We start from the raw sequence: 26738 nt of genomic DNA, 5'->3' as shown, positions 1-26738 counted from the left end.
TATTGCCCACTCCCTCACCAGATAACAAGAAGATCAGACGATGCGCTATCACGCCCTGGCCCTCGATCTCGATGGCACCACCCTGACCAGTGCTCACACCATCATGCCGGCCGTCAAAGAGGCCATCATGAGGATCAAGGAGCAGGCCACCATCATGCTGGTCACCGGCAGACACCACACTGCCGCCCACCCCTATCACCACGAACTGGCGCTGACCACTCCCATCATCTGTTGCAACGGCACCTACGTTTACGACTACGACCAACGTGCTGTGCTGGCAGAGAACGCCATTCCCCATGCGCTGGCACAACGCTTTATCGCGCTGGCAAGGGAGCACCGGCTCAACCTCGTCATGTATGTCACTGACCGCATGGTCTACTCCGCTCATCAGCCGGTGCACTACATGACTGCTCTGCAGCAGTGGGCCAACGGCTTTACGCCACCGGTCCAGCCGCAGGTGGCCAGTGTTCACTCGTTTGAAGAGGAGCTGGCAACCAGCAGCCATGTCTGGAAGTTCGTGGCCGAGGGAGAGATCGCCGCCATTCAGGCCTTTTCAAACCATCCTTGGGTACGCGAGCACTTCAGTGGCGAGCAGTCCTGGTCCAACCGGGTTGATTTTGCCCGCCGCGGCAACAGCAAGGGGGCGCGACTGCAGGAGTATCTGGACCAGCAAGGGATCAGCCCGGCACGACTGGTCGCCATCGGCGACAACCACAACGACACCTCCATGATCTGCCTCGCGGGGATGGGCATCGCCATGGCCAATGCCGAGCCGGAGGTCAAGCAGATAGCCAACCGGGTCACCCGCGAGAGCAACGACGAGGGCGGGATCCTCGAGGTATTGAACCGCTATTTTCCTATCTGAATGCAGGAGCTTGTATGCATCACTTTGACCATGCCTTTCGCCTTGGCCTTTATGAAAAAGCGATGCCCTCCGACCTGGAGTGGCAAGATAAAATTCTGTCGGCCAAGGAGCTTGGCTTTGATTTCATCGAGATATCCATTGATGAGTCTGATGAAAAACTGCAGCGACTCGATTGGTCAGATAGCGAAATCTATCGGCTCAGACGCCTGTGCGAGCAGCACAGCCTCCCGCTCCACTCCATGTGCCTGAGCGCCCATCGCCGCTTTCCGTTTGGTTCGCACGATCCTGCCATCCGCGCGCAGGCGGCCATCATCATGGAAAAAGCGATCAATCTGGCCTACAAGCTCGGCATTCGCTGCATCCAGCTGGCAGGCTATGACGTCTATTACGAACCGCAAAGCGACGAGACCCACCGCCACTTCATCGACGGGATGAAGGCGGCAGCCAAAATGGCAGAACGGGCAGGCATCATGCTGGGTGTGGAGATCATGGATACCCCCTACCTCAACTCCCTCAGCAAATTCGAGGTGCTGAAAAAGCAGATCCCCTCCCCCTACTTCATGGCCTACCCAGATGTCGGCAATATCACCGGCTGGAACTATGACACCTGCACCGAGCTGCAATTAAGTGCAGACCATATCGTGCAGATCCACCTCAAAGACACCCGCAAGGTAACGGCCAGTTGCAGCGGGCAGTTCCGTGATCTGGTCATTGGCGAAGGAGAGGTCGACTTTGCCGCCATTTTCCATACTCTGGCAAAAATCGGTTACAATGGCCCCCTGGTGCTGGAGATGTGGGCCAAGGATGAAGAGTGGGCCAGCAACCTGAAAACGGCCAAGGGGCGACTAGTCGAACACGCTCGGCAAGCCGGTCTGGCGATCGCCTGAACGCCCGTTATCAGAAGAGTTAACAAGGTTGCTGTCATCCACACATATGCGCGATATAATCACCACCCAATCAGATTCAATCATCATCAGGCATGATATGACAGAAGCACATCGCCATAACGCCATTTTGGAACTGCTCAATCAGAAACGTCATCTGTCGGTCAACAGCATAATGCAAGCCTTTGATATTTCTCCGGCTACTGCTCGCCGGGATATCAACAAGCTCAATGACTCCGGCAAGCTGCGCAAGGTGCGCAACGGGGCCGAAGCCTTGATGCAGGCTAGAAAGGTCCACTGGTCTCCTCTCGACAGCAACGAAAGCCTCAATCACAGCGAAAAAGTGCGCATCGCCCAGGCGGCGGCAGCGCTGATCAAACCGGGCGAAAGCGCGGTCATCAACTGTGGCTCCACCGCCTTCGTGCTGGGTCAGGAGATCTGCGGGCAGGATGTTCAGGTCATCACCAACTACTTCCCGCTCGCCAACTACCTGATCGAAAATGACCATGACGGCGTGGTGATCATCGGAGGTCAATACAACAAGTCGCAATCCATCACCTTGGCACCACAGGACGAGATCTCATCCCTCTATGCCGGACACTGGATGTTTACCAGCGGCAAGGGTGTCACCGCAGATGGTCTCTACAAGATGGATATGCTGACCGCCATGGCGGAGCAAAAGATGCTCAACCACGTCGGCCGACTGGTGGTACTGGCCGACAGCAGCAAGGTGGGACAACGGGCAGGCATGCTGTTTTGCGCCGCCAGCAAGATCGACATTCTGATCACCGGCAAGGCTGCAGACAAAGAGGTCATCGAACAGATCAAAGCCAAGGATGTGCAGGTCATTCTGGTTTGACCGCCTTAGGAGCGGGAGAGGCATGATTCACCGCGCCTCTCCCACCAAAACCGCAGATACGAAAAAGCCCAAGCGATTGAATCGCTTGGGCTTTCTCTTAATATGGCGGAGGAGGTGGGATTTGAACCCACGGATGGTCGCCCATCGCCGGTTTTCAAGACCGGTGCATTCAGCCGCTCTGCCACCCCTCCGAACGGCGTGCATACTACGCTAAGCCCTTGTTCATATGCAATACATATTTCCTGTGGGATAGTGTGCGGGAGCAAAATGGCAGGTGGCTTGAAATTGTTCCTCGTCATCCCTATTTGTTCTACATACAATGCGTAAACATGCAGTAACAAACAGCGATCACGAGGCGGCTGCTCGCCGTCTCACCCGGACATCAAGAGGACACCCAAGATGGATACCCGTTCTATCTACACTGGCACCCAAAGTGCCGTACGCGATACCAACAAGGTGCTGCGTAACACCTATATGCTGCTCTCCCTCACTCTGGGCTTCTCTGCCGTGGTGGCGGGCATCGCTACCGTGATGAACATGCCGCCGCTGCACTGGGCCGTGTTCCTGATCGGCGTCTACGGTCTGATGTTCCTGACCGAGAAGAATCGCAACAACGGCATGGGGCTGGTATTCACCTTTGCCCTGACCGGTTTGCTGGGCTATAGCCTGGGCCCCATCATCAACATGTACATGAACAATGGTGGTGGCGAGATCGTGATGACTGCCCTTGGTGGCACCGCGCTCACCTTCTTCGGTCTGTCGGCCTATGCCCTGACCACCAAGCGTGACCTCTCTTTCATCGGCGGCATGCTGTTCGTCGGTTTCTGGGTACTGCTGGTGGCCATGGTAGCCAACATCTTCCTGCAGATGAGCGCCCTGAGCCTGGCCCTGTCCGCCATGTTCATGCTGTTCTCTTCCGGCGCCATCCTGCTGACGACCCAGCAGATCGTGCGCGGCGGTGAGACCAACTACATCTCTGCGACCGTCACCCTGTATGTCTCCATCTACAACATCTTCCTGAGCTTGCTGAGCCTGCTTGGCGGCAACCGCAACTAATCAGAAACCCCGCTTCGGCGGGGTTTTTATTGGCTCCTCTTTCTGTCAGGATAAGTTGTAAATCAAGGATATGAAGCGAAGTGGCCCTGATTTGGATCAGGGCCACTTCGCGCTTAGCGGGTTACTATCTCGCTCTCGTTTCGATCAAGGGTTTCACCTGTCTCATGCCGATGGATCTCTCTGGCCTGCTGCGCCGACTGCTGACTGATAGTCACATCGATTTTGCTTCGCTCAAGGGTGGTGCCTAGCATGCCCATGGACTTCTCCGGTTTGTTACGCCGACTGCTGACCGATAGCCATATCTATTTCGCCCTCAAGGTGCTGCTGGCCATTCTCGGTCTGCTCGCTTTCACCCTAGCCACCGGCAATATCCAGCTCACCGTGCTGCTCTCCCTCGGGGTGGTGGCAGGCGCCATCGCCGAAACCGACGACAGCCTGTGGGGACGCCTGAAAAACCTCGCCATGACGCTGATTTGCTTCATGTTTGCGTCGCTGTGCGTGCAGTATCTCTACCCCACCCCCTGGCTGTTTGCCATCGGGCTCGCCAGCTCCACCTTTATCTTCGTGATGGTGGGGGCGCTCGGCGCCCGCTACGCCACCATCAGTTTTGGCTCGCTGCTGATCGCCATCTACACCATGCTGGGCGCCGCCAAGGCGCCAGATCTCTTCTACCAACCGCTGGCCCTCGGCGCGGGCGCCCTCTGGTACGGGCTGGTCTCGTTTATCTGGCTCTGGCTGCTGCCCTACAAGACCCTGCACGAGCAGCTGGCCCAGAGCTACTTCGCACTTGGCCGCTACCTGCTGGAAAAATCCCGCTTCTTCCCGGCGGACGAGCACGGCGCCCAGGCCATTCGCCACAATCTGGCCCAGCTCAACATCAATCTGGTGAGTGCGCTGACCCTCACCAAGTCGGCCCTCAATGCCCGCCTGAGCCGCCGCCACCCGGCCAGCCCCGAACTTGCCAGCCTGCTGCGCCTCTACCTGCTGGCGCTGGAAATTCACGAGCGCGCCACCTCCAGCCACTACCCCTACAGCCGACTGGAAGCGGAGCTCAAACAGGGCATCGTGCTGGAAGGATTTCAGGAGCTGTTCCTGCAACTCTCCGAGGCGTGCCAGAGCTTGGGCTACGCCATTTTGGTGCACAAGCCCTACAGCCATAACAAGCGCATTCACTGGACACTGCAGGCCCTCGGCGATCAGCTGGAGTTTACCAATCTCAAGCAGCACTACCCGAAAACCCTGCTGACGCCGATGAAGTTCCTGCGCCGCAATCTGGCCAGCATCAACCAGCTGCTGGGCAGCGCCGAAGTGCTGCAAAACCCCGAGCAGCCGCAGCAAGAGCTGCCCGCGCTGGCCAAGCCGCCCCGCCTGCCACTGCTGACCCAGCTCAAACAGCACCTCACCTTGCACTCCATGGTGTTTCGTCATGCGCTGCGCCTCTCCTTGGGGCTGGTGATTGGCTACGGCATATTGCAAGCCTTTGATATGGATAAGGGCTACTGGATTTTGCTCACCGTGCTGTTTGTCTGCCAGCCCAGCTACAGCGCCACCCGTCGCCGACTGGTGCAACGGATGCTCGGCACCTTCGCCGGTATTCTGGTGGGCATTCCGGTGCTCTGGCTGTTCCCCGAGCTGCACATCCAACTGGTGGTGATGGGGCTCGCTGCCTTCCTCTTCTTCACCCAGGTGCGCAACAACTACAGCGCCGCGGTCTGCTTTATCACCCTTTACGTGCTGATGGCGTTCAACCTGCTCGATGGCATCGGCTTCGCCATTCTGGGGCCGCGTCTGCTCGATACCCTGCTCGGCTGCCTGATCTCCTATGGGCTGGTGGCCTGGCTGTGGCCGGACTGGCAATACAAGCGGCTGCCGACGCTTATCGCCAATTCGCTGTCGGCCAACGCCCGCTACCTCTCGGCGGTGCTGGCGAGCCTCACCCAACAGCGGGACGAGTCCATCGACTATCGGGTAGCGCGCAAGAGCGCCCATCTGGCAGACAGCGAGCTGGCGACCGCCTGGCAGAGCATGCTGGTGGAGCCGCAAAAGCGCCGCCGCTTCCTCGATCTCTGCTTTACCCTCACCTGGCGCAACCACGCCCTGCTCTCCTACATCTCGGCGCTGGGGGCCCATCGCGACAAGCTGGAGGCCGTCCACGGGCTGGATGAGATGCGCCACCATATCTGCCACACCCTGGAGCAGGCCGCCGGTCATCTGGCGGGCACCCCCTCCAGCTCCATCGGCAGCAAAAACCTGCTGCTCAACACGGATGGCGATAACGAGTGCAGCGAGGAGCAGCTGATGCTGACCCAGCAGCTCAACCTGATCAGCGAGCTGGCGGATCAGTTGCTGCATCTGGCCAACGAGAGCCGGTTGCTCACCGGGGATCAAGGCGCTACCATGCCCGCCCAATCCTGATAGCCCCATTAGCGAGGAGCCCCATGTCTGCGTCCGAACAACATCAGCTGGAATTCAACGGCCAACTCATAAAGACCGATGCCAAGGGCTACCTGCTCAACAGCAACGACTGGAGCGAGGAGCTGGCGCTGGTGCTGGCTGCGCAGGAAGGGATCGAGCTGGAGGAGCCGCACTGGGAAGTGGTGCGCTTTGTGCGCGCTTTCTATCTGGAGTTCAACACCTCCCCCGCCATCCGCGCGCTGGTCAAGGCGATGGAGAAGCAGTACGGCCCCGAGAAGGGTAACAGCCGCTACCTCTACAAGCTGTTCCCGGAAGGGCCCGCCAAGCAGGCGACCAAGATTGGCGGCCTGCCCAAGCCGGTGAAATGTATCTGATCCCATAAAACAGGGGCCGCAGCTGCGGCCCCTGTTGTTTTTAGGTGCGCCTTGCTCACGCACCTCGTATTCATATCCCTCGCACTGCCAGCCAACGTTATCCCTGCTCTTCAGCCTGCGCGACCAATAGCTCCGCCAACCGGTGACCGTGCAGGTAGGAGGCGATCAGCTCGCTATCTGCCTTGCCGATTTCAATCTGCTGATACCAGTGCTCCAGCATGGCGGCAAAACCGCGCAGGGCCAACACCGGCTGCCAGTCGTTGGGGGCCAGCATCTCGGCCTGCTTGTCGCGGGCGATGATGCCGCGGGTGCAGTTCTCAAGGTGCAGCGAGAGGTTGTCGCCGTAGGCATCGATGCGCTCCTCGGTGATCCCGGCGCTGCGGTTCATGCTGCCACTGATGGCGCGATCCCCGCGTTGCCAGCTGACGCTTACTCCGGCTAGCAGACGCTTGTCCTGCGCACAGGGCCGCAATACTGCATGGAAATCCCCCTGTGGCACGCCGCCATAGAAGCAGAGGCTGTCGAGCACATGGATAAAGTCGTCGAACAGAAAATCCCGCGCCTTGCCCGGCAGGGCGAAGCGGTGTTTCTGCCAGTTGAGTTCGGTGAGCGGCTGGGCACGGGCAGCAGCCATGGCGGGCAGATAGCGGCGGTTGAAGCCGACAAACAGCGCACAATCCTGCGCCATGGCGAGGTTGGCCAGCGCTTCGGCCTCGGCCAGATTGTCGCACAGGGGCTTGTCGACAAAGGTGGGGATACCCGCTCGCAGGCACTGCTCGGCCAGCTCACGATGGACGGCGGTAACGGCGTGGATCATCACGGCGTCGGGGCGACTGGCCAGCAAGGCCGCCACATCGGTAAAGCACTCGGCGACCCGATACTGGCGGGCGAGCTTCTCCAGCACCGCTGGACTGCGGGTGCAGAGCAGCGGCGTGACCCGCTCATCGCTCGCCAGCAGCGGCAGATAGGCTTTCTGGGCGATATCCCCCAGACCAATCATGGCAATGCGCATCTCAACTCCTTTTCACTCGATAACGGGACAAGCGGATAACTGCCCGCACCATCGCAGGATTTCCCCCGCAGATCCAGCCTGCCGTTAGCGTACTGGCTGGTAACGGCTTGTCTCTGCAATCCAAAAGTTAGATATCCCGTACAAGGAGTTTCCCCGAAAGCGCTCTGCTCTCGGGACTTTTTGTATGGCGGGAGCCAGAGCAGCGACAGATTGTGATTTCATTTCGAAGGCGGCCCACAGATTTATGCCATCCGGGTCACTGTCACAGCAGCTTCGTTTGGCTTACTATTGCCCTCTTATCCCTGTTGCAAAGCATGGGATAGTCTATTTCAGACTATTCGCCGGACTTTATTGCTGCTGTCTAAAGCCATAGCCACAACCATATTTGGCAGCTGCCATTTATTGGCGGCAACCATGATTGCCTGTGCGCTATCGGCGCCTATAAAACGCGTTATTTATGGATGTATAACGATGAAATCATCAATTGCACTCAAAGCCTTGTCACCCTATATATTCGCAATATTGTCAGTTGGGCTGATATCCAGCGGATACCATGCGCTGCCGATCTATTGCGGCCTGGCCATTGTCGTCTATCCGGTGCTGGTTGCCATGCTGGCAAACGATTGGGAAAAACAGGGGCTGGTCTATCGCGAATCGACCCAGGTCGAGGTTGATGTCAATGTGCGCGGGATCCTTATCAAGGAGCAGAGGCGGCATCTGGAGAACCTCTATTTTGTCTCGCCGGAAATAATGCAGACCAAACTCACCAGCCTCGCCCGCCTCAAACTGCTGCTCTGCGGCGCAATGTTTGCCGTGTCGCTCTATGAATTCGCGCAGCAGGCAGAGACACAGTTTTCCCTACCCGCCGTCAATCTGATGGATATCAATCTGCTGGATATATCCGGCCTGATGATCGGCCTTGGTGGGGTACTGTTTCTCGGCCACTGTGCGAGAAAAAGCCTGTCCCTCTATGGAGCCTGTCGCCATAAAAACTATCTGGTGCAGAGTCATAACGAACCCGGTGTCCAGCTCTATAGCGCCGCAATTCCTGCCAAGGCATCGAATCTGCAGGTGACCCATACCCGCATGTTTGATGCTCTGCTGGCATGGTATTGAGCGAGGCGTCAGAGCGGGATCAGGCACCGGATGGCATGGGACGACAAGGCCGACGGGCACAACAGATCATTAAATCGGATCCGGCAAACAGAGTGAGAAGGAGGTTTGGCATGATGATATTCAGCGTCTTTGGCCGACTGGTCGGGGTGAAACGGGAGGGGGAGCAGTGGCTGCTATTTAACGTCAGCCTGCCCGAGCGCAAATACTCGCGCATCCGCGATGTGATTATTCCCGACTTTCTGACCGAAGATGAGATCCAGCGCTGGCTTGACGATATCTATCACGAAGCCGCCAGCGCCGCCCACCCCGATGTGGTGCGTATCGAGTAAACCGCCCGCTTGCGGCCTTGTCAGTCATGTCGTAGCACCGGATCGGAGGGCGGCCTTCAATTAGCCTTCAATTAGGACACCCACCTTTTGGAGCAAGCCACTATCAGGCAGTTGCAGGCACCATAAGGGTATATTCATCCGAACTGATGCCGATTCAGCCTGTAAAAGTCGGCTGGTGAGAGAGATTTTAAGGTTTAGAAAGCTCAAATTTTGACACCCACCTTTTGGAACAACCCACTATCGCGCAGCTGCAGGCACCATAAGGGTGAATGCATTCGAGCTGATGCCTGCAAAAGTTGGCTAGTGAGAGAAATTTTCAGGTTTAGAAAGCAGCAGCCCCTGCACAGCCATTCACTGAACTGTGTGCAATACCCGGAGCTATCGGCAGGGTGGACGCGAAGCAATCAAAGCAGTGGTTGATGGCATCGCCGCTGGCCACAGTGGTGGGCAAACTGCTGGCATTGATCTCTGTCTCCCACCACTCTGATCCCTTGTCGCCTGAACAGCGTCACCTGCTTCAACCAGCGAACACCATCAAGACCCAACCGTTCCAGAATGGGTTCAAGTTGGGCCGGAATATGACCCTGCTTGTCGGGCCGAATAGCACGGCCTGTCCAATCAACCAGCATCAGGTAATCGGTGAAGGCATAGGGCAATTCTTCAGGCTTCCCCTGGCTGGCAAACGGCAGCAACAGTGGTGGCAAAACCTCAGGGGCAGCAGGCTCGTCAAGGCGCTGTTTGATACTGGTGTAGTCACTCTGCTCTGGCCGATCGGTCAACGCGGCTCGTATCGGATTGAGGTCAACATACGCCATACAGGCCAACAAGGCTGATTTGGTGAGCAAAGCCTGACTCTTGAAGCGGCCCTCCCAGAAATGGCCCTTGCAACCATCTTCCTGATTGGCCTGACGGGCCAGATTTTCATTGAGTAGCCGAATAAACCAGCTGATGGAGTGAAGCCGCTCCCGCCATTGGGCCAGCAATTGCTGCACGACAGCCAGTTCAGGCTCGATCAACATCTCCCCTTGATACCAACGCCTGACCAACAGCGGCCACTGGAAAAGCGCCGCCCAGCGCTCAGCCACTTCTCGCTCACTCCAGTTGGCTGCGGTGTCGGGCTCCACCTTGAGCACCAGATGATAGTGATTGCTCATCACCGCATAGGCACAGATGCCGATTGCAAACAGTCGCGACAGTTGCCCCAACTTGTCGACCACCCACTGACGCCGATGCTCGTAACTCTGGCCTGAATGGGCATCGTCACCACACAGAAAGGCTCGCCGCACACAGCGGCTGACCACGTGGTAGTAAGGCGTATCCTGCAAACTGATTTGACGTGAACGGGCAATGGTCATGGCGCATCCCTCAACGGTGACCTCTCAAGTCAAGACCAGCACTACGCCTCTGTCAAAAAGGTGGGTGTCCCAGATTTCGGTCATACCGCCAATATCCAGTGGGATATCTACCAGAACGGGCAGCGGCAGGTGCTGGTCAAGATGCTCTACAACGAAAAGGAGATCGCCTTTAAAACCGGCTGCCAACCCTACCAAAGCGGCAGCCACTACTACTACTTCGAGGAGCTCAAACGCTGCTACGGCTATAACGGCTAACCCTTCGCGCGCCGGATATGGCAATCACAAGGGGCGACCAGCAGGTCTCCCCTATTCACTCCCCTTCCCTGCTTGCCAAAGCGGGATATGGCAATAAAGCCGCCTTCCAGTTCCATTTGCTGATCAAGCTAAAAAAACGATTAATTTCTGATAGTTAAGTCACTTTAAGGCTCGCTTCGGCAGTTTCGTTTGGCTTACCATGGCCAATCAGAACCTGTTGAGCTGCGATGGGTTGCTGCCAGCGCGGGTCAATGGAGCATATTGGAAGCTGTAATCCACGGCGGTGGCGCGGGATTTGGCTGTACTGTGCCTTGTTAAGAGAGGTAGGTGCCCAAGATTCCTTCCACTACAGCGTCATTGATTTCTTGATTTTCTATCTCCATCTCTTAGCTGAAACCATCGATATTTTCATTAAATGTGATACAGCTAATGGTGTTGCACCAGCATCATATAGCATTTTCACACACCTGATACCACTATCACTTAATGTACCATTTCCTTTGTAATGCTTTGGATGATGCAGTTGAGCTTCATTAATTACTTGTATTGGTATTTTTTGAATTGATTTATTTGCCTCATCATATATGGCATTTAATTTATCGATCTGATTTGAGATTTTATTTTTCAATTTTTTAATTTCTTTCAGATACGTTTTCTCGGCAGAATCGAACATTAAAATATCAAAACTCGAAAGCGTAACAAATTGTTCACCAATCGCAACTTGAATATCCTTTCTCATCTTAATAACTCGTTCAAGCATTGTCTTATCGTAACCTGATGGTTGTTTTTTCCCTATTGTGGTTAATGGCTGCAAGTTATCATAAGCACCAACGTCTACAGTTAGATAGTGTGGAGCATGGCCAATAGTATTTCTGTAATTAACTAGCCTGTTAAATTCTATCCGTTGCTCATGAGTAATAATCCCTTCATCTAACAATATCCTAGTGGCCTTTCTTAGTATTTTTGATGATGATTTATCTAATTCTTCATCATCCTGTAATTCGAGCCTTTTGGTTTGGCGAAGTTTATCTGTTGCTTTAATTGAGCCAATAATAAATCTGCGTAGACTCTCCATGTAGAAGATTATTAAAATCATCTCAAAGGATCTTAATTTAAGAATGTTTGACTCCAAAGCTGATGGTGCTAAACCATATGGTCTATGACTTCTCATTATAAAATACCCTTACAAGAAAAAACCATTATAAAAATGCAAGCTTGAGTGTGTCAATTTAATCTTAAATTACCAAAATAAATTCACCATGAATCAGATAATAACAATTTTGACATAGTCCAATTAACACACTGGCATTATTCTATATCGAAACGAAAAAGGGTAACCATCTGGTTACCCTTTTTATTTGTGCCCCTTCCCTATCACTGGAATATCAGCGCGCCGGTCTCTTGGCACCATTGCCTTTGGCAGCAGGCTTGCCGCCTTGAGCAGCGGGTTTGGTGCCCGGCTTGGCAGAGCCAGCGCGGGTCGGCGCTTTGCCCTTATGGGCGGGTTTGCCGGCAGGTTTGCTTTTACCCGCATTCTGGCCAGCATTCTTGCCTTCGCCCTGTGCGGCCGGTTTGCCATTAGCCGCCCCTTTCTGCAGCTGGGAACCCACCGGCTTGCCGCCAGTGGCCTTGCTGCCTGCGCCATTGCCGCGCTGATGGGCAATGTTACTGTGGCGAGTCAGGGCCGGTTTCATCCCCTTGCCACTGGCGGCGCGCTCGTTGCGACCTTCCGGCGGCACCAGACACCCCGGGCCGTTGCCAATCAGGTGACCTTTGCCCATGGCGAGCAGGGCTTCGCGGATCATCGGCCAGCCAGCGGGATCGTGGTAGCGCAGCAGCGCCTTGTGCAGGCGGCGACGGCGCTCGCCCTTGGCGACAAACACATCGCCACCGGTGCGGCTCACCTTGTTTAACGGGTTTTTCTCCGTGTAATACATGGTGGTGGCGTTGGCGAGCGGCGACGGGTAGAAGTTCTGCACCTGATCGAGCTTGAAGCGGTTCTCTTTGACCCAGAGCGCCAGATTGATCATGTCTTCATCGGTGGTGCCCGGGTGGGCGGAGATAAAGTAGGGGATCAGGTACTGCTGCTTGCCCGCCTCTTTGGAGTATTTGTCGAACAGCTCCTTGAACTGGTAGTAGCTACCCATGCCCGGCTTCATCATCTTGGAGAGCGGCCCCTCCTCGGTGTGTTCCGGCGCGATCTTGAGGTAGCCGCCGACGTGGTACTTGGCCAGCTCCTTGATATAGCGGGGATCTTCGACCGCGATGTCGTAACGCACGCCGGAGGCGATGAGGATCTTCTTGATCCCCTTGAGGTCGCGCGCCTTGCGATAGAGGTTGATGGTCGGGCTGTGGTCGGTATCCATGTGCGGGCAGATGGTGGGCCAGACACAGGAAGCGCGACGGCAGGTCTGCTCGGCCTTGGGGCTCTTGCAGCGCAGCTTGTACATGTTGGCGGTAGGGCCGCCGAGATCCGAGATGACGCCGGTAAAGCCCGGCACCTTGTCGCGGATATCTTCGATTTCTTTGAGGATCGACTCTTCCGAGCGGCTCTGGATGATGCGCCCTTCGTGCTCGGTGATGGAGCAGAAGGAGCAGCCGCCAAAGCAGCCGCGCATGATGTTGACCGAGGTCTTGATCATCTCGAAGGCGGGGATCTTCTCATTGCCATAGGCCGGGTGCGGCACCCGCTGGTAGGGCAGGCCGAAGACGCCGTCCATCTCCTCGGTTTCAAGCGGGAAGGCGGGCGGGTTGACCCAGACGATGCGATCGCCGTGAGCCTGCGACAGGGCGCGGGCACAGCCGGGGTTGGTCTCGTGGTGCAGAATGCGCGAGGCGTGGGCGTAGAGCACCTTGTCCTCTTTCACCCGCTCGAACGCCGGCAGCTTCACATAGGTTTTTTCCCACGGCTTGGGTTTGGCCGGCTGCACCAGCACAGGCTGGGCCTCCTGCGCGGCAGGGGCCGCTTCGGTGGCATCGTCCGAGCATGGGGCCCCTTCCATATAGGGGTTCATGATGGGATCGATGCGGCCAATCTGGTCGAGCTTGCTCGAATCCACCCCTTTCCAGCCCGGCAGCGGCTCCTTGCGGATAACGGCGGTGCCGCGAATATCCTGCATGGTATCGATGGTCTCCCCCGCTGCGATGCGGTGGGCCACTTCCACCAGCGGCCGCTCGGCGTTGCCGTAGATCAGGATATCGGCCTTGGCATCGAGCAGGATGGAGCGACGGATGGTCTCGGACCAGTAGTCGTAGTGGGCGATGCGGCGCAGGGATGCCTCAATGCCGCCGATAACCACCGGCACCTCCTTGAAGGCCTCCTTGCAGCGCTGGGTATAGACCAGGGTGGCGCGATCCGGCCGCTTGCCGCCCACATCCCCCGGGGTGTAGGCGTCGTCGTGGCGCAGCTTTTTATCGGAGGTGTAGCGGTTGATCATGGAGTCCATGTTGCCCGCGGTCACCCCGAAGAAGAGGTTCGGTTTGCCCAGACGCATAAAGTCATCCTTCGATGACCAGTCCGGCTGGGCGATGATGCCGACCCGAAAACCCTGCGCCTCCAGCATGCGGCCGATGACAGCCATGCCGAAGCTCGGGTGATCCACATAGGCATCCCCCGTCACCAGAATGACGTCGCAGCTGTCCCAACCGAGCTTGTCCATCTCTTTGCGGGACATGGGCAGGAAGGGCGCCGTGCCGTAGCACTCGGCCCAATAGCGGGGATAGGAGAAAAGGTTGGGTACCGGCTGCATTTTGAACACCTGGAAAAATTCGGGTCGCGCATTATACCGGTTGCGGCCAAGGGGAGCGATGGCTTTTTGTCCCTATAGATCCCGCGGAATAGGCCGCCACCCGCAATAGCAAGGGCGCCCGCAGGCGCCCTTGTGATGATGGAGGCTGATAACTGGCCCCCGCTAGGGTTCAAGTCAGAGTTCAGGCCAAGGTGCTGTTCAGAGCGCCGGAGGGTGCGACTCCCCTGCCCCCTTGGCGGCCAGTGCTTCGTCTACCTGTTGATCCCGCGCCCCTGTCATGCCGGCGTGGCGGGCGATCAGATGGTAGATGGCGGGCACCACCAGCAGGGTAACCAGGGTTGCCAGCGACAACCCGAAGAAGACCACAGTCCCCACCGCCATCCGGCTCTCGTAGCCTGCCCCCATGGAGAGCATCAGCGGCACCGCGCCGATAATGGCGGTCAGCGAAGTCATCAGGATGGGGCGCAAGCGGCGCACCGAGCCTGCGATGATCGCTTCCTCGAACCCTTCGCCGCGCTGGCGCAGCTGGTTGATGAACTCGACGATCAGGATGCCGTTCTTGGTCACCATGCCAATCAGCATGATCATGCCGATCTGGCTGTAGATGCTCATCTCCTGCCCCGTCAGCCAGAGGCCAAGCAGACCACCGAAGATGCCGAGTGGCACCGTCACCATCACCACCGCCGGGGTCAGGGTGCTCTCGAACTGGGCCACCAGCACCAGATAGACCACCAGCAGGGCGAGGCCAAAGACCAGCACCATCTCCCCCTGATTGTCGCGGTAATCCTTGGAATCACCGGCGTAATCCACCGTCATGCCGGTGGGCAGATTGGCGTTGGCCCAGCCATCGAGGAAATCGAGGGCCTCACCCAGGGTGTGGTCAGGATGCACGTCGGCTGTCAGGGTGATCGCTTTTTGCCGCTGGTAGTGGTTGAGGCGGTTTGCGGTCGCTACCTGCTTGACGGTGGCCAGAGTCGAGAGACTGACCATCTCGCCGTTGGCGGCTTTTAGATAGATGCGACCGAGATCCGAGATGCCGTTGAACTCGGTCTGGTTGCCGCGCAGGTAGACATCATACTCCTCGCCCCTGTCCACATAGGTGGTCTTGCTCGCCCCGCCCAGCAGGGTCTGCAAACTGTTGGCCACGGTGGAGACCGGAATGCCAAGCTGGCTGGCGCTGTCGCGATTGATGGTCACCTGCAGCTCGGGGGTCTTCTCGGCGTAGTCGAGATCCGGGCTCAACATCAGGCCGCTGCCCTGCGCCGCCTGTTGCAGCGCCAACCCTTGCTGATAGAGCTCGGCATAGTCGTTACCCTGTAGCACGAACTGCACCGGCGCGGTGGAGCCGCCTCGGAAACCGGGCTGGAAGGTGCGGATCATCACATCGGGAATGCCGGAGAGCTTGGCACCCAGAGATCGGGAGAACTCGGTGGCAGTGACGTCGCGCTCGGCCCAGTCGGTGAGCTGGATGATCACCATACCGGTCTGATCGCCGCCACGGCCAAAGGCGGGGGTACTGAAGCTCAGCGCCTGCACCACCCCTTTGCCGAGCATCGGCATGATGGCGGACTCCACCTGCTGCATGTTGCGCTTCATCCGCTCGATGCTGGTCCCCTCTGCCCCCTTGACGAAGACATAGATGACGCCGCGATCCTCGGTCGGGGTGAGGCTGGTCGGCAGCTGGGTAAACAGGGCACCGATACCGCCCAGACAGAGCAGCAGCACCAGCGGCGTCCAGCGGGAGCGACGCAGCACCCACGCCAGCAGGTGGCGATAGTGCCCCTCCAGCCAGCCGAGCCCGCGATCGAGCCCGGCAGTCAGCCGGTTCGGTTTATCCAGCGGGCGCATCAGCCAGGAGCCCATGGCCGGAGTCAGGGTCAGTGCCACCAGCGAGGAGCAGAGCACCGCGAGCGAGAGCAATATCGCAAACTCGGTAAAGAGCCGCCCCACCATGCCATCCATAAAGGCGATGGGGACAAACACCATCACCAGCACGGCAGTGGTGGCGATGACCGCAAAGCCCACCTCGCGGGTGCCGTGCCATGCCGCCAGCAGCGGCGGCTCACCGCGCTGCAGATGGTGGTGGATGTTCTCCACCACCACGATGGCGTCATCCACCACCAAGCCGATGGCGAGGATCAGCGCCAGCAAGGTGATGAGGTTGATGGAAAAGCCGAAATACCAGGCGCCAATAAAGGCGGAGATGAGCGACACCGGCACCGTAATGGCCGGAATCAGCGTGGTACGCCCCTGCCCGAGGAACAGATAGAGCACCGCCACCACCAACACGGCGCAGATGGCCAGGGTTTCATACACCTCGTCGATGGCCTGCTTGATAAAGATGGTGGAGTCGTAATCCACCTCGAGCTTGGCCCCCTCCGGCAGGAAGCGCTGCATCTCGCCGAGCTTCTTCTCGATCCCCTGCGCCACCGCCAGCGGGTTGGCGGTGGACTGGGCGACGATACCGATACCCAGACTCTCTTTGCCGTTGCGCTGATAGGCACTGTCTTCGTTCTTGGCCCCCACCTCCACATCGGCGATATCAGCCAGATAGACGCTCTGGCCGTTGGCGGCGGTGGTGACTTGCAGTTGCTGGAAATCTTCCGCAGTGTGGTAAAGTCGGGCGATCTGCACCGCCATGGTCATGGAGTTGTTGCGGATCTCGCCGCCCGGCAGCTCGATGTTCTCCCTCTTTAGGGCCTCTTCCACATCGCTCACCGTGATGCCACGGGCCGCCATGTCGGCAGGGCGCAGCCGCACATACATCACCTGGGTCAGATCGCCGGAGAGCGCCACTTCGCTCACGCCGTCCACCAGACTCAGGGGGTCGACCAGCACGCGGTTGGCGTAGTCGGTCATGGCGGTGCGATCCATCTGGCTGCTGCTGAAGTTGAGCCAGATCGCCACATCGCCGTTGCCGCTGTCCTTGGTCACCAGCGGCTCGTCCACCTCATCGGGCAGCCGTGGCCGCGCGCGGGAGAGCGCATCGCGCACATCGGAGATCCCCTCCACCATGTTCCAGCCGAGCTTGAACTCGACGGTGATCATCGAGCGCCCCTTGCGAGTCATGGAGTTGATGTTCTTGATGCCGCTGATGCCGGAGAGCTGATCCTCGATGGGCTTGGTGACCTGACTCTCCATCACCGAGGGGGCAGCCCCCTCATAGGTGGTGCTGATGGAGACCGACGGGATCTGCACATCGGGCATCTCCCGCACTGTCAATTTGCTGAAGGCGACCAGACCAAACACGGTGAGCAGGGCGCTGAGCACCACCGCCACCAGCGGGCGGCGTACTGAGATATCGGAGAGCCACATCAGCCATTCACCTCGGCCAGATCACGCACCTGCACCCCATCACGCAGATTGACCAGCCCCTCGACCACGATGCGATCGCCGACCTTCAGCCCCTCTGTGACCCAGACGGTCTCCCCTTCGGTCTCGCCGAGTACCACTGGCACCCGCTTGACCCGGCCATCGGCCTCGAGACGGTAAACAAAGCGCTGCTCACCGGCGTACTCCACCGACTGGGCAGGGATCAGGGTGAGCTGCTGGGCCGGCAGCGCCAGCTCCACATTGAGCAACATGCCCGGGCGCAACTGGCCGTTGCCATTGGGGATCATCACCCGCGCCTTGATGTTCTGGGTATCGTTGGAGACGCGGCTGTCGAGGGTGGTCAGGGTGCCGTTGAATTGCTGATCCGGCCAGGCAGTACTGGTGGCGGTGACCGCCATGCCCGGGCGCAGCAGGGAGAGGTAACGCTCCGGCACCGCCAGATCGAGGCGCAGTTTGTCGAGTTCATCCAGATGCAGCAAGGTATCGCCGCTGTTGACCAGTGCCCCTTCGCTCAAGTCAATCAGGCTCACGGTACCGGCAAAGGGTGCCTGCAAGGTACGCAGGGAGAGCTCGTAACGGGCGGCATCGAGGCGCGCCTGCACCTGGGCCACGGTGGCCTCCTGCCCCTCCAGCTCGGATTGGGTCACGGCGCCACGGGCCACCAGCTTGCGCATATCCCCCAGCTTGCGGTTCTCGTCGCGCAGACTGGCGCTCTGCTCGGCCAGCTCAGCCTGCTGTTTGCCCGCATCCAGCGCGATCAGGGTCTCCCCCTTCGCCACGCTCTGGCCCGACTGCACCGCAATTTTGACGATGCGGCCGGTCACTTCGGGGCTGATGATGACGGAGCGATTGGCTGCCAGCTTGCCCACCAGCTTGAGGGTCGGCTCGGCCAGACTCTGTTTGACGGTTTGAGTGCGGATATTGACCTGTCTGGTCGGTGCTTTGGCGGCGGGTTCGCTGTGACGCAGCGCCCAGACGCCGGCACCCACGATTAGAAGAAGGCCCAAGCCGAGCCAGATACGCATTTTCATCGAACAGTCCATGAAGAGTGAGAAAGAAAAACCAGATTGGGGCCATTTTAGCCCCAGACTATGCCGTGACTATGTATAAATGTGACAAAACGTAACAGGAAGGGGGCAAGATCACTCCATTTGGCATGGTTCGATTCTTTTCCCACCCTCTTCGCTTACACTCACGACACTCTCTTTTCCATGCCCGATCGTTGCCTATGCCCAATGTGTCAGCCACCCCTTTTCTCACCCGCCTGACCTGGCTGCTGTTTGCTCTGGTCATTCTGCTGGTTGGTCTGACCCTGCGGCAAAGCCTGAAACAGATAGAACGCCTCTACCAGAGCGATACCCTCAACAGCGCCATCTACCTGCGGGATCAGTTCAAGCAGATTGAGGTCTTTCTGGAGGCGATGCGCGGTCAGGCCGAGGAGCGACTGCGCAGCGACCCCCAATCGGTGCTGACCCGCCAACTCTATGGCCACATCGAGGCACTGCCGGATGGGCTGGCACTGGACACGCTCCCCGCAACCCTGCCCGCAGGGCTGGCAGGCAACCTCACCGGAGCGGGGCCACTGCCGCCACCGGGCAGCGAGCGGGAGGCGCGCATACATCTGGCCCTGAGTCTCTCCCCGCTGCTGGCCACCGCCAGCGAACATCTGGCCAAGGAGATCGCCTGGGTCTACTTCATCGGGGTGGACAACTTTATCTACCTCTACCCCTGGCAGCCCTCCAGCCGGTTTCGCTTCTACCCTGCCCTTTACCAGAAGTACTTCTGGCAAGATGCGCTGACGACCCGCACGCCGGACAAGGGGACGGTTCTCTCCCGCCCTTATGAAGACTTTCTCGGACTCGGCACCATGATCACCATGTCGCAACCCCTCTACAAGGACGGCACCCTGGTGGGGATGATCAGCATGGATGTGCTGCTCGCCCGCCTGCAACAGCAGCTCAATCAGCTGACGCCGGCGTTGGGGGAGTATCTGCTGCTCAATCAGTATCATCAGGTGCTGGCCAGCAGTGCGCGCCAACCGGTGATCCCGCAAGACCCCGCGCCCACCGGTGAGTACCGCTGGCGACAGGGGCGATTGCAACTGACGATGGCGATCCCCGATACCCCGTTGCGACTGGTACACAACGTCACTCTGCTACCGCTGGCGTGGGCCATGCTCTGCCAATCCGCACCGACCCTGCTCGCCATCCTCTTTATGCTGCTGGCGGCCCTCTCCAACCTGAGGTCCCACCGTCTCAACCTGCGACTCAACTACCTCTCCTGTCACGATGCCCTCACCGGCGCTTTCAATCGCCACTATCTGGAGCGCCTGGAGCAAGGGGGCGAGCTGGCGCGACTGCAAGCCGGGATCCTGATGTTCGATGCGGATCACTTCAAACGGGTCAACGACACCTTCGGCCATGCCGTTGGCGATATGGTGCTGATCCGGCTGGTGCAGCTCTGCCAGCAGCAGCTCGGCCCGTCGGACAAATTAATCCGCTGGGGTGGCGAGGAGTTTCTGCTGCTGATTGGCCACAGTGATGCCTCCCGCCTCGGCGAGCTGGCAGAGCAAATCCGACTCGCCGTAGCCGATCATCACTGGACCGCTATCGAGCCCGATCTGGTGGTCACCATCAGCCTCGGCTATCACCCCCACGAGGCGGGTATCCCGCTCCATGAAGCGGTGCGCCGTGCCGATGTGGCGCTCTATCAGGCCAAAGCCAACGGGCGCAACCGCAGCGAAAGATGGCAGGGTGACGCATCCGGACTTGCGGAGTAAGCTGGTCGCTCCAACCCCTTTTTGGAGGAACGTCGTGCCACGTAAACCCCGCGTAGGGCTCGCTCTCGGGAGCGGTGCCGCCAGAGGATGGGCCCATATCGGCGTCATCCGCGCCCTTGAACGACTGGGCATCAAGCCCGACCTCATCGCCGGCTGCTCCATCGGCAGCTTTGTTGGCGCCGCCTATGCCGCCGGTGAGCTGGACCGGCTGGAGTCGTGGGTGCGCGGCTTTACCCGCCTGCAGGTGGTCAGCCTGCTCGACCCGGCCCTCTCCGGCGGTCTGTTTCGTGGCGAGAAGGTGTTTGGCCTCGCCGCCAACCACCTGGGCAATCCTGAGCTGGAGAGCCTGCCCATCCCCTTCGCCTGTGTCGCCACCGAACTCGATACCGGCCGCGAAATCTGGCTGCAACAGGGGCCGCTGCGCCAGTCGGTGCGCGCTTCCTGTGGCATGCCGGGGATCCTCACGCCGACCCGGGTCAACGATCGCTGGCTGGTCGATGGCGCCGTGGTCAATCCGGTGCCCATCTCGCTGGCCCGCGCCATGGGGGCCGAGGTGGTGATCGCCGTCAACCTCAATACCGACTTGCACCAGCCCTGGACCGACGAGCCGGATCAACCGGGCAGCATGGGCCTGCTCAGCCAGTGGCTCAATCGCGGTGAATCCGCGCCTGCCACCCCGGGTCTGTGGAGCGTGATGAGCGGCTCCATCAACATCATGCAGGAGCGCATTACCCGCGCCCGGATGGCGGGCGATCCGCCGCAAATCCAGCTCTGCCCGCGCCTTGGCAGCTTCTCCATTATGGATTTTCATCGCGCCAGCGACGCCATCAACGAGGGGGAAGCCTGCGTCGAGCGCAACCTCGATCAACTCAAGGATGAACTGTCTCGTCTTGGCTTGTTGTAACTCCGCCATCGTTGCCGACACCAACAAAAAGAGCGCCTTGCGGCGCTCTTTTGCTATCACAAAACCCTCGGCTTAGAACAGCCCCAGCCCCTTGAGCATCACGATCAGGATCAGCAGCGGTGAGACATAGCGGATGATGAAGAACAGTGGCTTGAGAATGGGCAGAACCAGCTCGCCGCCATTGGTCAGGGCATCGCGCATCTTCTCCTCGCCCCATACCCAGCCTACAAACAGGCAGAGGAAGATACCGCCGAGCGGCATCAGGATGTTGGAGGAGAGGTAGTCGAACAGATCGAAGAAGGTCTTGCCCGCAATCTGCACATCCGCCATGGCGCTGTTGGAGAGCGCGCAGGTGGAACCCACAGCCCCCAGCACCAGCAGGTTGATCAGGGTCGCCTTGGGGCGGCTCATCTTGAAGCGCTCGGAGAGCACCGAGACCGGCACTTCCAGAATGGAGAGCATGGCACCGGTGGCCGCGATGGCCGACAGCACGAAGAAGAGCACCATGAAAACATGGCCAAACGGGATGCTGGCAAACACTGCCGGAATGGTGATGAACAGCAGCGAAGGACCGGCGGTCGGCTCGAACCCGAAGGCAAACACCGCCGGGAAGATGGCGATACCGGCCAGCATGGAGACGAACAGGTCGGCGCACATCACCCGAAATGCGGTGAGCGGAATGTTCTGGTCATCACGGAAGTAGCTGCCGTAGGTCATCATGCAGCCCATACCGATGGAGAGCTTGAAGAAGGCCAGCCCCATGGCGGTCAGCACCACGGCCCCGGTGATCTTGGAGAAATCTGGCGAGAAGAGGAAGGAGAGACCTTCACTCGCCCCAGGCAACGTCAGACTGCGGATACCGATCACCAGCAGCAGGATAAAGAGCACCGGCATCAGCTTCTTGGTGACCGCTTCGATCCCCTTTGAGACCCCCATCAGCAGGATGCCCCCCATCAGGGCCAGCACCAGCCACTGCCACAGCAGGCTCTGCAGCGGGTTGCTGATCAGCGCGCCAAATGCCGCACCGGTCACCTCGGGATCGGTGGAGAGAATGGAGCCGTCGATCGCCTTGAAGATATAGGCAAACACCCAGGCCGCCACTTCCGAGTAGAAGGACATGATCAGGAAGGCCGCCAGCACCCCCATCACCGCAATCAGCCACCAGGGTTGCCCTTTCGGAGCGAGATTGCTCAGGGTGGTGACCGCATCGGTTTTGCTTTTGCGGCCCAGCATGATCTCGGAAATCATCACCGGCAAACCGACCAGCAGGGTGGCGATCACATAGACCAGCAAAAAGCCGGCACCACCGTTTTCACCGGTCAGGTAGGGGAATTTCCAGATATTGCCGAGGCCGACGGCTGAACCAAGGGTGGCGGCAAGGACGCCGAACTTACTGGTAAAGCCGTCGCGGGCCTTGGGGGGTGTTTGACTCATGCTTGTATCACTTATTTCGCATCATGCGAGATGAACCGGGTTTTGAGGGTCGGAATTTTCTGAGGTTTATGGTGGTTTGCCAAGATGTTTTGAGCAAAAGCCCTATATAGAGCACAGATAAGAAAAAAGCGGCAATCAGGGCTCTGATTTGCAGGCAAAAAAATACCGCCCGAAGGCGGCATTTCTATTCACATCGATGATCACACCTTGGCGAGATCATCCGGTCCAATCTGACCGATTTCGGCGACTTTTTTGTCTGCCAGCAGCCAGAGGGTGAACTTGTGCAGATCCGGGTGGTGCGCCAGGGCAACCAGGAAGGCGCCCCCGACTTCACGATAGCCCAGCTCGTAGTTTTTCAGTGTGGTGGGAGGAACACCGAGCAAATCTGCAAACTTCGGACGGCTCAAACCGACCGCTTCACGGATCTGACGGATCTTCTTGCCAACAGTGACGATATTTGAATTCATAATGTTCCATACTCCGTTCGGCGGATTTACTCCGCCTTTATTTTTCGCGACGACTCGTAGTCAAGTGTATCAGTTTTGTACGGACTCGTTATGGTCGAGCCTCTATCTTTATGAGCGCCTTTCGGCGACAACCCTTACTTTCATCGGGGATGGTAATCGCTCAGCCGTCTCAGGTAAACAGTCTCGAAAAGAAACCTTTATTGTTGCCGCCAGAATAACTCGTATAATTCGCCAGCTACCCAATAAGAGGAATAAGTATGGCGTTTCCCGGCATTATCTCTCGCCTGCACCCCGTATCCAGCCCTGCAGAACTGGCACAACAGCGTCTGCAAGGTGAACAATATCGCGCCGAAGCATTCTGGCTTCCGGCATCGATGCACAACCATGCCAGCGAGATCCTGGCCGCCCTGCCGGACAGCTGCAGCCTGTTTCTTGAACAGGAAGCTGCGGGCCTGGCCCTGCGCAGCCACGACGGCACCCTGCATAACAATGAACAGCTCATCACGGTAAACGGGCAGAGCATTACCCTGGCAACGACCCCGGGTGATGGCGGTCTGGTACCCGAATCCGGCATGTGCGAGATGGCTGACTGGCTGGACACCGGACACAGCCATTTCATCTGTTCAGCTGCGGTTCAGCCTGTGGCGCGGGCCATCCTCAATATCTGGCCCCTTGACCCCTATCTGGCCCGACATTTCTTGATGACATTTACCCCCCTGCTGCAGTGTGCAAGCGAGGCAGATTACCTCGCGGTCTTTGCTGCCAGAGCACATCCTGCCAACCCGCATTCCGACTGGGTTCAGGCCTATATGAAACTTGAAAAGAAACTGCACAGGGCCTATCTGGATCACTAATTAATCTGGATAAACAGCCATTTAACGACACGACACAATTTGCCATAAGGCTCATTTGTGAGCTTGATCATGTTTTAAAATCGGCATAGAGTGCGCCTCGTCATCGGAATGACATCAGTTGCCTGGCAGTGGTTTCTCACGCATTGCGTGCCATGCCAGCGCACTCGACACACCAGGAGAGTGTGCAACCCGGTTCTGCCGGGTCATCTGCCAGACTCGACGCCAGCCGTACGGCGGAGCCTGCAGCTTACATAAATTAAAAAGTGTGAAGCACGTGAATAACGTGCGATCTCAACGAGGATTTTTTTATGATGAAAATGGCTCCTTCCATGATCGCCATCGCCATGGCTGCTCTGGGTGCTACCGCTGCTCACGCCGCTGACGACATCTACTTCGGTGCCGGTGTCGGTGCTGCTCACTTCAACGGTCTGAACAAGATCGAAAGCACCAACGTAGGTCAAGAAGATGCAGCTGCAGCCAACGCCTTCGTTGGTTACAACTTCACCGAAAACTTCGGTACCGAATTCGGTTACCAGTATGCCGGTCGTGGTAACACCGACGGCAACCGTTACGAAAACCAGGGTGCCACCCTGTCCGGTATCGCTCGTCTGCCGGTTGGCAACGACTTCTCCCTGTTCGCTGAAGGCGGCGCCTACTGGGCTCACACCGACGGTCTGGGTGTAAGCGACACTAAAGTTTCCCCGCTGGCCGGTGCCGGTGTGACTTACAAAGTAAGTGACGCGCTGGATCTGCAAGCTCGCTACCGCTACATGTGGGACGTAGCTGACCTGCACGCCGACAACGGTGACCGTTACAAGTCCAACCAGAGCGTTGCTACTCTGGAAGCGGTATACCACCCGTTCCGTACTTCCTATGTAGCTCCGGTAGCTGCTCCGGTTGTTGAAGAAGCCCCTGCTCCTGCTCCGCAAGTGGTAGAGAAGAACTTCGCCCTGAACTCAGACGTGCTGTTTGCCTTTGGCAAAGACACCCTGAAGCCGGAAGGCGTTGCGGCCCTGAACGGTCTGTATCAGCAAATCGTTGAATTCCAGCCGAAAGATGGCAACGCTGTTGTTGTTGGTTACACCGACCGTATCGGTTCCGACGCTTACAACCAGAAGCTGTCTGAAGCCCGTGCCCGTACCGTTGCCAACTTCCTGGTGAGCAAAGGTATGGCTGCCAGCAAGGTTGCCATTGAAGGTCGTGGCGAAGCCAACCCGGTTACCGGCACCAAGTGCAACGGCGTAACCGCTAAAGCTCAGCTGATCTCCTGCCTGGCTCCGGATCGTCGCGTAGAAGTTCGCGTATCTGGCGTACAAGAAGTTCAGCAATAATCTGACCTCGTTCAGATAGTGCGAAAAAAAGGGATGCTGCGGCATCCCTTTTTGTTTGTCTCATTCTCGCTTGCATCCCTCAGTTCCCCCTCCCTGCGCTTGCCTGCCCCGCCCCGAAAGCATAAAGTAGTTGCGCCTGTAAGGTATTGGATAAGCACTAAAAAGCGCTTCTTGTCCGGTCTGTTGTCCATGACGCCACTGCATCATGAGAGTCCAAAGCCTTCGCTATCCACTTTGCTGGCGATTTTTCGCAGCAATAAAAACAAGTGCATTGCCCGACCCGGGCTAACACAACGAGGATAAACCGATGAAACTCAAAATGGCTCCGACCCTGATTGCTCTGGCGCTGGCCGCCGCTGGCACCACGGCTCAGGCTGCTGGCGATGGCTGGTATGGTGGTATCGGTGCAGGTTGGGCATATGCTCATAACCTTGACGATGTACAAGGTCTGGATACAGACAAAGATGCCACCGCACTGAGCATGTTCGGCGGTTACAACTTCAACGACTACTACTCAGCCGAACTGGGCTACCTCTACGCCGGTAAAGCGGGCGTTGACGGCAGCGATTTCAAGACCCAGGGTGCAACCCTGTCCGGTATCGCCCGCCTGCCGCTGGGCGACATCTTCTCGGTGTTTGCTGAAGGTGGTGCCTACTTCAATCACGTCAACGGCAATGGCAACAGCGACAACGGCACTGCGCCGCTGGCCGGTCTGGGCCTGACCGCCAAGGTCTCCGACCTTATCGATGTGCAAGCCCGCTACCGCTACCTGTGGAGTCTGGGTGACGAGCAGAAAACCTGGGAGAGCGACATGAGCGTCGCGACCCTGGAGCTGGTGATGCACCCGAATCGCACCTCCTATGTAGCCCCGGTTGCTGCCCCCGCCCCTGAACCGGTTCCCGAGCCGGTACTGGTCGACAAGAACTTCGCCCTGAGCTCTGACGTGCTGTTTGCCTTTGGCAAATCCACCCTCAAGCCAGAAGGTGTCGCAGCGCTCAACACCCTGTATCAGCAGATCGTTGACGTTCAGCCGAAAGATGGCAGTGCCGTGGTCGTCGGTTACACCGACCGTATCGGCTCTGATGCCTACAACCAGAAACTCTCCGAAGCCCGTGCTCGTACCGTGGCCGACTTCCTGGTTGGCAAAGGTCTGCCGGCTGGCAAGGTTGCTATCGAAGGTCGCGGTGAAGCCAATCCGGTCACTGGCACCCAGTGCAACAGCGTCAAGGGCAAGGCTCAGCTGATCTCCTGCCTGGCACCGGATCGCCGCGTCGAAGTGCGCGTCACCGGCGTGCAGCAAGTCACACAGTAATCCTGCAGTCCGACATAACAAGGAGGCCACATGGCCTAATGCCGATCAGTTAAGG

The 26738-nt window shown here is 58.2% G+C and carries 21 protein-coding genes, 1 tRNA gene and 1 pseudogene; 14 read left to right on the top strand and 9 right to left on the bottom strand.

Annotation, left to right across the window (positions count from 1 at the left end):
* The first annotated feature begins 40 nt into the window (after positions 1 to 40).
* The 3 genes from BN1115_RS03920 (at position 41) to ulaR (ending at position 2608) form a co-directional block, all read left to right on the top strand.
* Positions 41 to 865 (top strand): Cof-type HAD-IIB family hydrolase, encoded by an 825-nt coding sequence (locus BN1115_RS03920; protein WP_042656151.1) that lies wholly within the window; start codon positions 41 to 43, stop codon positions 863 to 865.
* Between the two features lie 14 nt (positions 866 to 879).
* On the top strand, positions 880 to 1752 hold the full coding sequence (locus tag BN1115_RS03915; protein ID WP_042656150.1) for an L-ribulose-5-phosphate 3-epimerase: 873 nt from the start codon (positions 880 to 882) through the stop codon (positions 1750 to 1752).
* Positions 1753 to 1849: 97 nt separating this feature from the next.
* Positions 1850 to 2608 (top strand): HTH-type transcriptional regulator UlaR, encoded by a 759-nt coding sequence (gene ulaR / locus BN1115_RS03910; RefSeq protein WP_042656178.1) that lies wholly within the window; start codon positions 1850 to 1852, stop codon positions 2606 to 2608.
* Positions 2609 to 2711: 103 nt separating this feature from the next.
* On the opposite strand, the gene BN1115_RS03905 is transcribed toward ulaR, so the two are convergent.
* Positions 2712 to 2799 (bottom strand) — tRNA-Ser (locus BN1115_RS03905).
* A gap of 208 nt (positions 2800 to 3007) precedes the next feature.
* Between BN1115_RS03905 and BN1115_RS03900 the strand changes: the two genes are divergently transcribed.
* From BN1115_RS03900 to BN1115_RS03890, 3 genes are all read left to right on the top strand, one after another.
* On the top strand, positions 3008 to 3664 hold the full coding sequence (locus BN1115_RS03900; protein WP_042061979.1) for a Bax inhibitor-1/YccA family protein: 657 nt from the start codon (positions 3008 to 3010) through the stop codon (positions 3662 to 3664).
* A 249-nt stretch (positions 3665 to 3913) separates the two neighbouring features.
* Positions 3914 to 6079, top strand: coding sequence for a YccS family putative transporter (yccS, locus tag BN1115_RS03895; RefSeq protein WP_042656149.1), 2166 nt, complete (start codon positions 3914 to 3916; stop codon positions 6077 to 6079).
* A 23-nt stretch (positions 6080 to 6102) separates the two neighbouring features.
* A complete protein-coding gene (locus tag BN1115_RS03890) occupies positions 6103 to 6453 on the top strand; it encodes a TusE/DsrC/DsvC family sulfur relay protein (protein WP_042656148.1) in 351 nt (116 codons plus the stop codon).
* 97 nt (positions 6454 to 6550) lie between these two features.
* Here BN1115_RS03890 and BN1115_RS03885 read toward each other — a convergent pair whose 3' ends face one another.
* On the bottom strand, positions 6551 to 7465 hold the full coding sequence (locus tag BN1115_RS03885; RefSeq protein ID WP_042656147.1) for a Gfo/Idh/MocA family protein: 915 nt from the start codon (positions 7463 to 7465) through the stop codon (positions 6551 to 6553).
* 351 nt (positions 7466 to 7816) lie between these two features.
* Here BN1115_RS03885 and BN1115_RS03880 point away from each other — a divergent pair, with 351 nt between their 5' ends.
* Both BN1115_RS03880 and BN1115_RS03875 read left to right on the top strand, forming a co-directional pair.
* The gene (locus BN1115_RS03880) at positions 7817 to 8581 is read left to right on the top strand and encodes a hypothetical protein (protein ID WP_244152209.1); all 765 of its coding nucleotides are present in this window, start codon (positions 7817 to 7819) and stop codon (positions 8579 to 8581) included.
* Positions 8582 to 8691: 110 nt separating this feature from the next.
* A complete protein-coding gene (locus BN1115_RS03875; protein ID WP_042656146.1) occupies positions 8692 to 8910 on the top strand; it encodes a DUF7661 family protein in 219 nt (72 codons plus the stop codon).
* A 404-nt stretch (positions 8911 to 9314) separates the two neighbouring features.
* On the opposite strand, the gene BN1115_RS03870 is transcribed toward BN1115_RS03875, so the two are convergent.
* Positions 9315 to 10265 carry a transposase gene (locus tag BN1115_RS03870; RefSeq protein WP_042656145.1) on the bottom strand — a complete coding sequence of 317 codons (951 nt, stop codon included), beginning with the start codon at positions 10263 to 10265 and terminating at the stop codon, positions 9315 to 9317.
* 81 nt (positions 10266 to 10346) lie between these two features.
* Here BN1115_RS03870 and BN1115_RS03865 point away from each other — a divergent pair.
* A pseudogene (locus BN1115_RS03865) lies at positions 10347 to 10520 on the top strand (histidine-type phosphatase); the annotation flags it as partial.
* A 373-nt stretch (positions 10521 to 10893) separates the two neighbouring features.
* Here the strand turns inward: BN1115_RS03865 and BN1115_RS03860 are convergent.
* From BN1115_RS03860 to BN1115_RS03845, 4 genes are all read right to left on the bottom strand, one after another.
* The gene (locus tag BN1115_RS03860; protein WP_128821647.1) at positions 10894 to 11691 is read right to left on the bottom strand and encodes a hypothetical protein; all 798 of its coding nucleotides are present in this window, start codon (positions 11689 to 11691) and stop codon (positions 10894 to 10896) included.
* Positions 11692 to 11905: 214 nt separating this feature from the next.
* The gene (locus BN1115_RS03855) at positions 11906 to 14269 is read right to left on the bottom strand and encodes a YgiQ family radical SAM protein (RefSeq protein ID WP_042656142.1); all 2364 of its coding nucleotides are present in this window, start codon (positions 14267 to 14269) and stop codon (positions 11906 to 11908) included.
* Between the two features lie 198 nt (positions 14270 to 14467).
* Entirely contained in the window at positions 14468 to 17584 is a 3117-nt protein-coding gene (locus BN1115_RS03850; RefSeq protein WP_042656141.1) for an efflux RND transporter permease subunit, read from the bottom strand.
* A complete protein-coding gene (locus BN1115_RS03845; protein ID WP_042656140.1) occupies positions 17584 to 18633 on the bottom strand; it encodes an efflux RND transporter periplasmic adaptor subunit in 1050 nt (349 codons plus the stop codon). Before BN1115_RS03845 ends, BN1115_RS03850 begins: the two co-directional genes overlap by 1 nt.
* Positions 18634 to 18830: 197 nt before the next feature.
* Here BN1115_RS03845 and BN1115_RS03840 point away from each other — a divergent pair, with 197 nt between their 5' ends.
* Both BN1115_RS03840 and BN1115_RS03835 read left to right on the top strand, forming a co-directional pair.
* Complete coding sequence (locus BN1115_RS03840) at positions 18831 to 20381, top strand: sensor domain-containing diguanylate cyclase (RefSeq protein ID WP_042656139.1); 1551 nt, start codon at positions 18831 to 18833, stop codon at positions 20379 to 20381.
* Between the two features lie 34 nt (positions 20382 to 20415).
* Positions 20416 to 21285: a patatin-like phospholipase family protein gene (locus BN1115_RS03835; RefSeq protein WP_042656138.1), complete on the top strand. Its 870-nt coding sequence runs from the start codon at positions 20416 to 20418 to the stop codon at positions 21283 to 21285.
* Positions 21286 to 21357: 72 nt separating this feature from the next.
* Here the strand turns inward: BN1115_RS03835 and BN1115_RS03830 are convergent, their stop codons facing one another.
* On the bottom strand, positions 21358 to 22719 hold the full coding sequence (locus BN1115_RS03830) for a sodium-dependent transporter (protein ID WP_042656137.1): 1362 nt from the start codon (positions 22717 to 22719) through the stop codon (positions 21358 to 21360).
* 200 nt (positions 22720 to 22919) lie between these two features.
* The gene (locus BN1115_RS03825; protein WP_040094449.1) at positions 22920 to 23186 is read right to left on the bottom strand and encodes a helix-turn-helix domain-containing protein; all 267 of its coding nucleotides are present in this window, start codon (positions 23184 to 23186) and stop codon (positions 22920 to 22922) included.
* A 257-nt stretch (positions 23187 to 23443) separates the two neighbouring features.
* Between BN1115_RS03825 and BN1115_RS03820 the strand changes: the two genes are divergently transcribed.
* The 3 genes from BN1115_RS03820 to ompA all read left to right on the top strand — a co-directional run bounded on the left by BN1115_RS03820 (position 23444) and on the right by ompA (position 26683).
* A complete protein-coding gene (locus BN1115_RS03820; RefSeq protein WP_042656136.1) occupies positions 23444 to 24040 on the top strand; it encodes a hypothetical protein in 597 nt (198 codons plus the stop codon).
* Between the two features lie 308 nt (positions 24041 to 24348).
* Positions 24349 to 25371, top strand: coding sequence for a porin OmpA (locus BN1115_RS03815; RefSeq protein WP_042656135.1), 1023 nt, complete (start codon positions 24349 to 24351; stop codon positions 25369 to 25371).
* Between the two features lie 307 nt (positions 25372 to 25678).
* Positions 25679 to 26683: a porin OmpA gene (gene ompA / locus BN1115_RS03805; RefSeq protein WP_042656133.1), complete on the top strand. Its 1005-nt coding sequence runs from the start codon at positions 25679 to 25681 to the stop codon at positions 26681 to 26683.
* Positions 26684 to 26738 lie beyond the last annotated feature (55 nt).

Source organism: Aeromonas allosaccharophila (assembly GCF_000819685.1).
Classification (GTDB): Bacteria; Pseudomonadota; Gammaproteobacteria; order Enterobacterales; family Aeromonadaceae; genus Aeromonas; species Aeromonas allosaccharophila.
The sequence above is the reverse complement of the archived record's forward strand: the minus strand, read 5'-3'. Positions and strand labels throughout refer to the sequence as shown.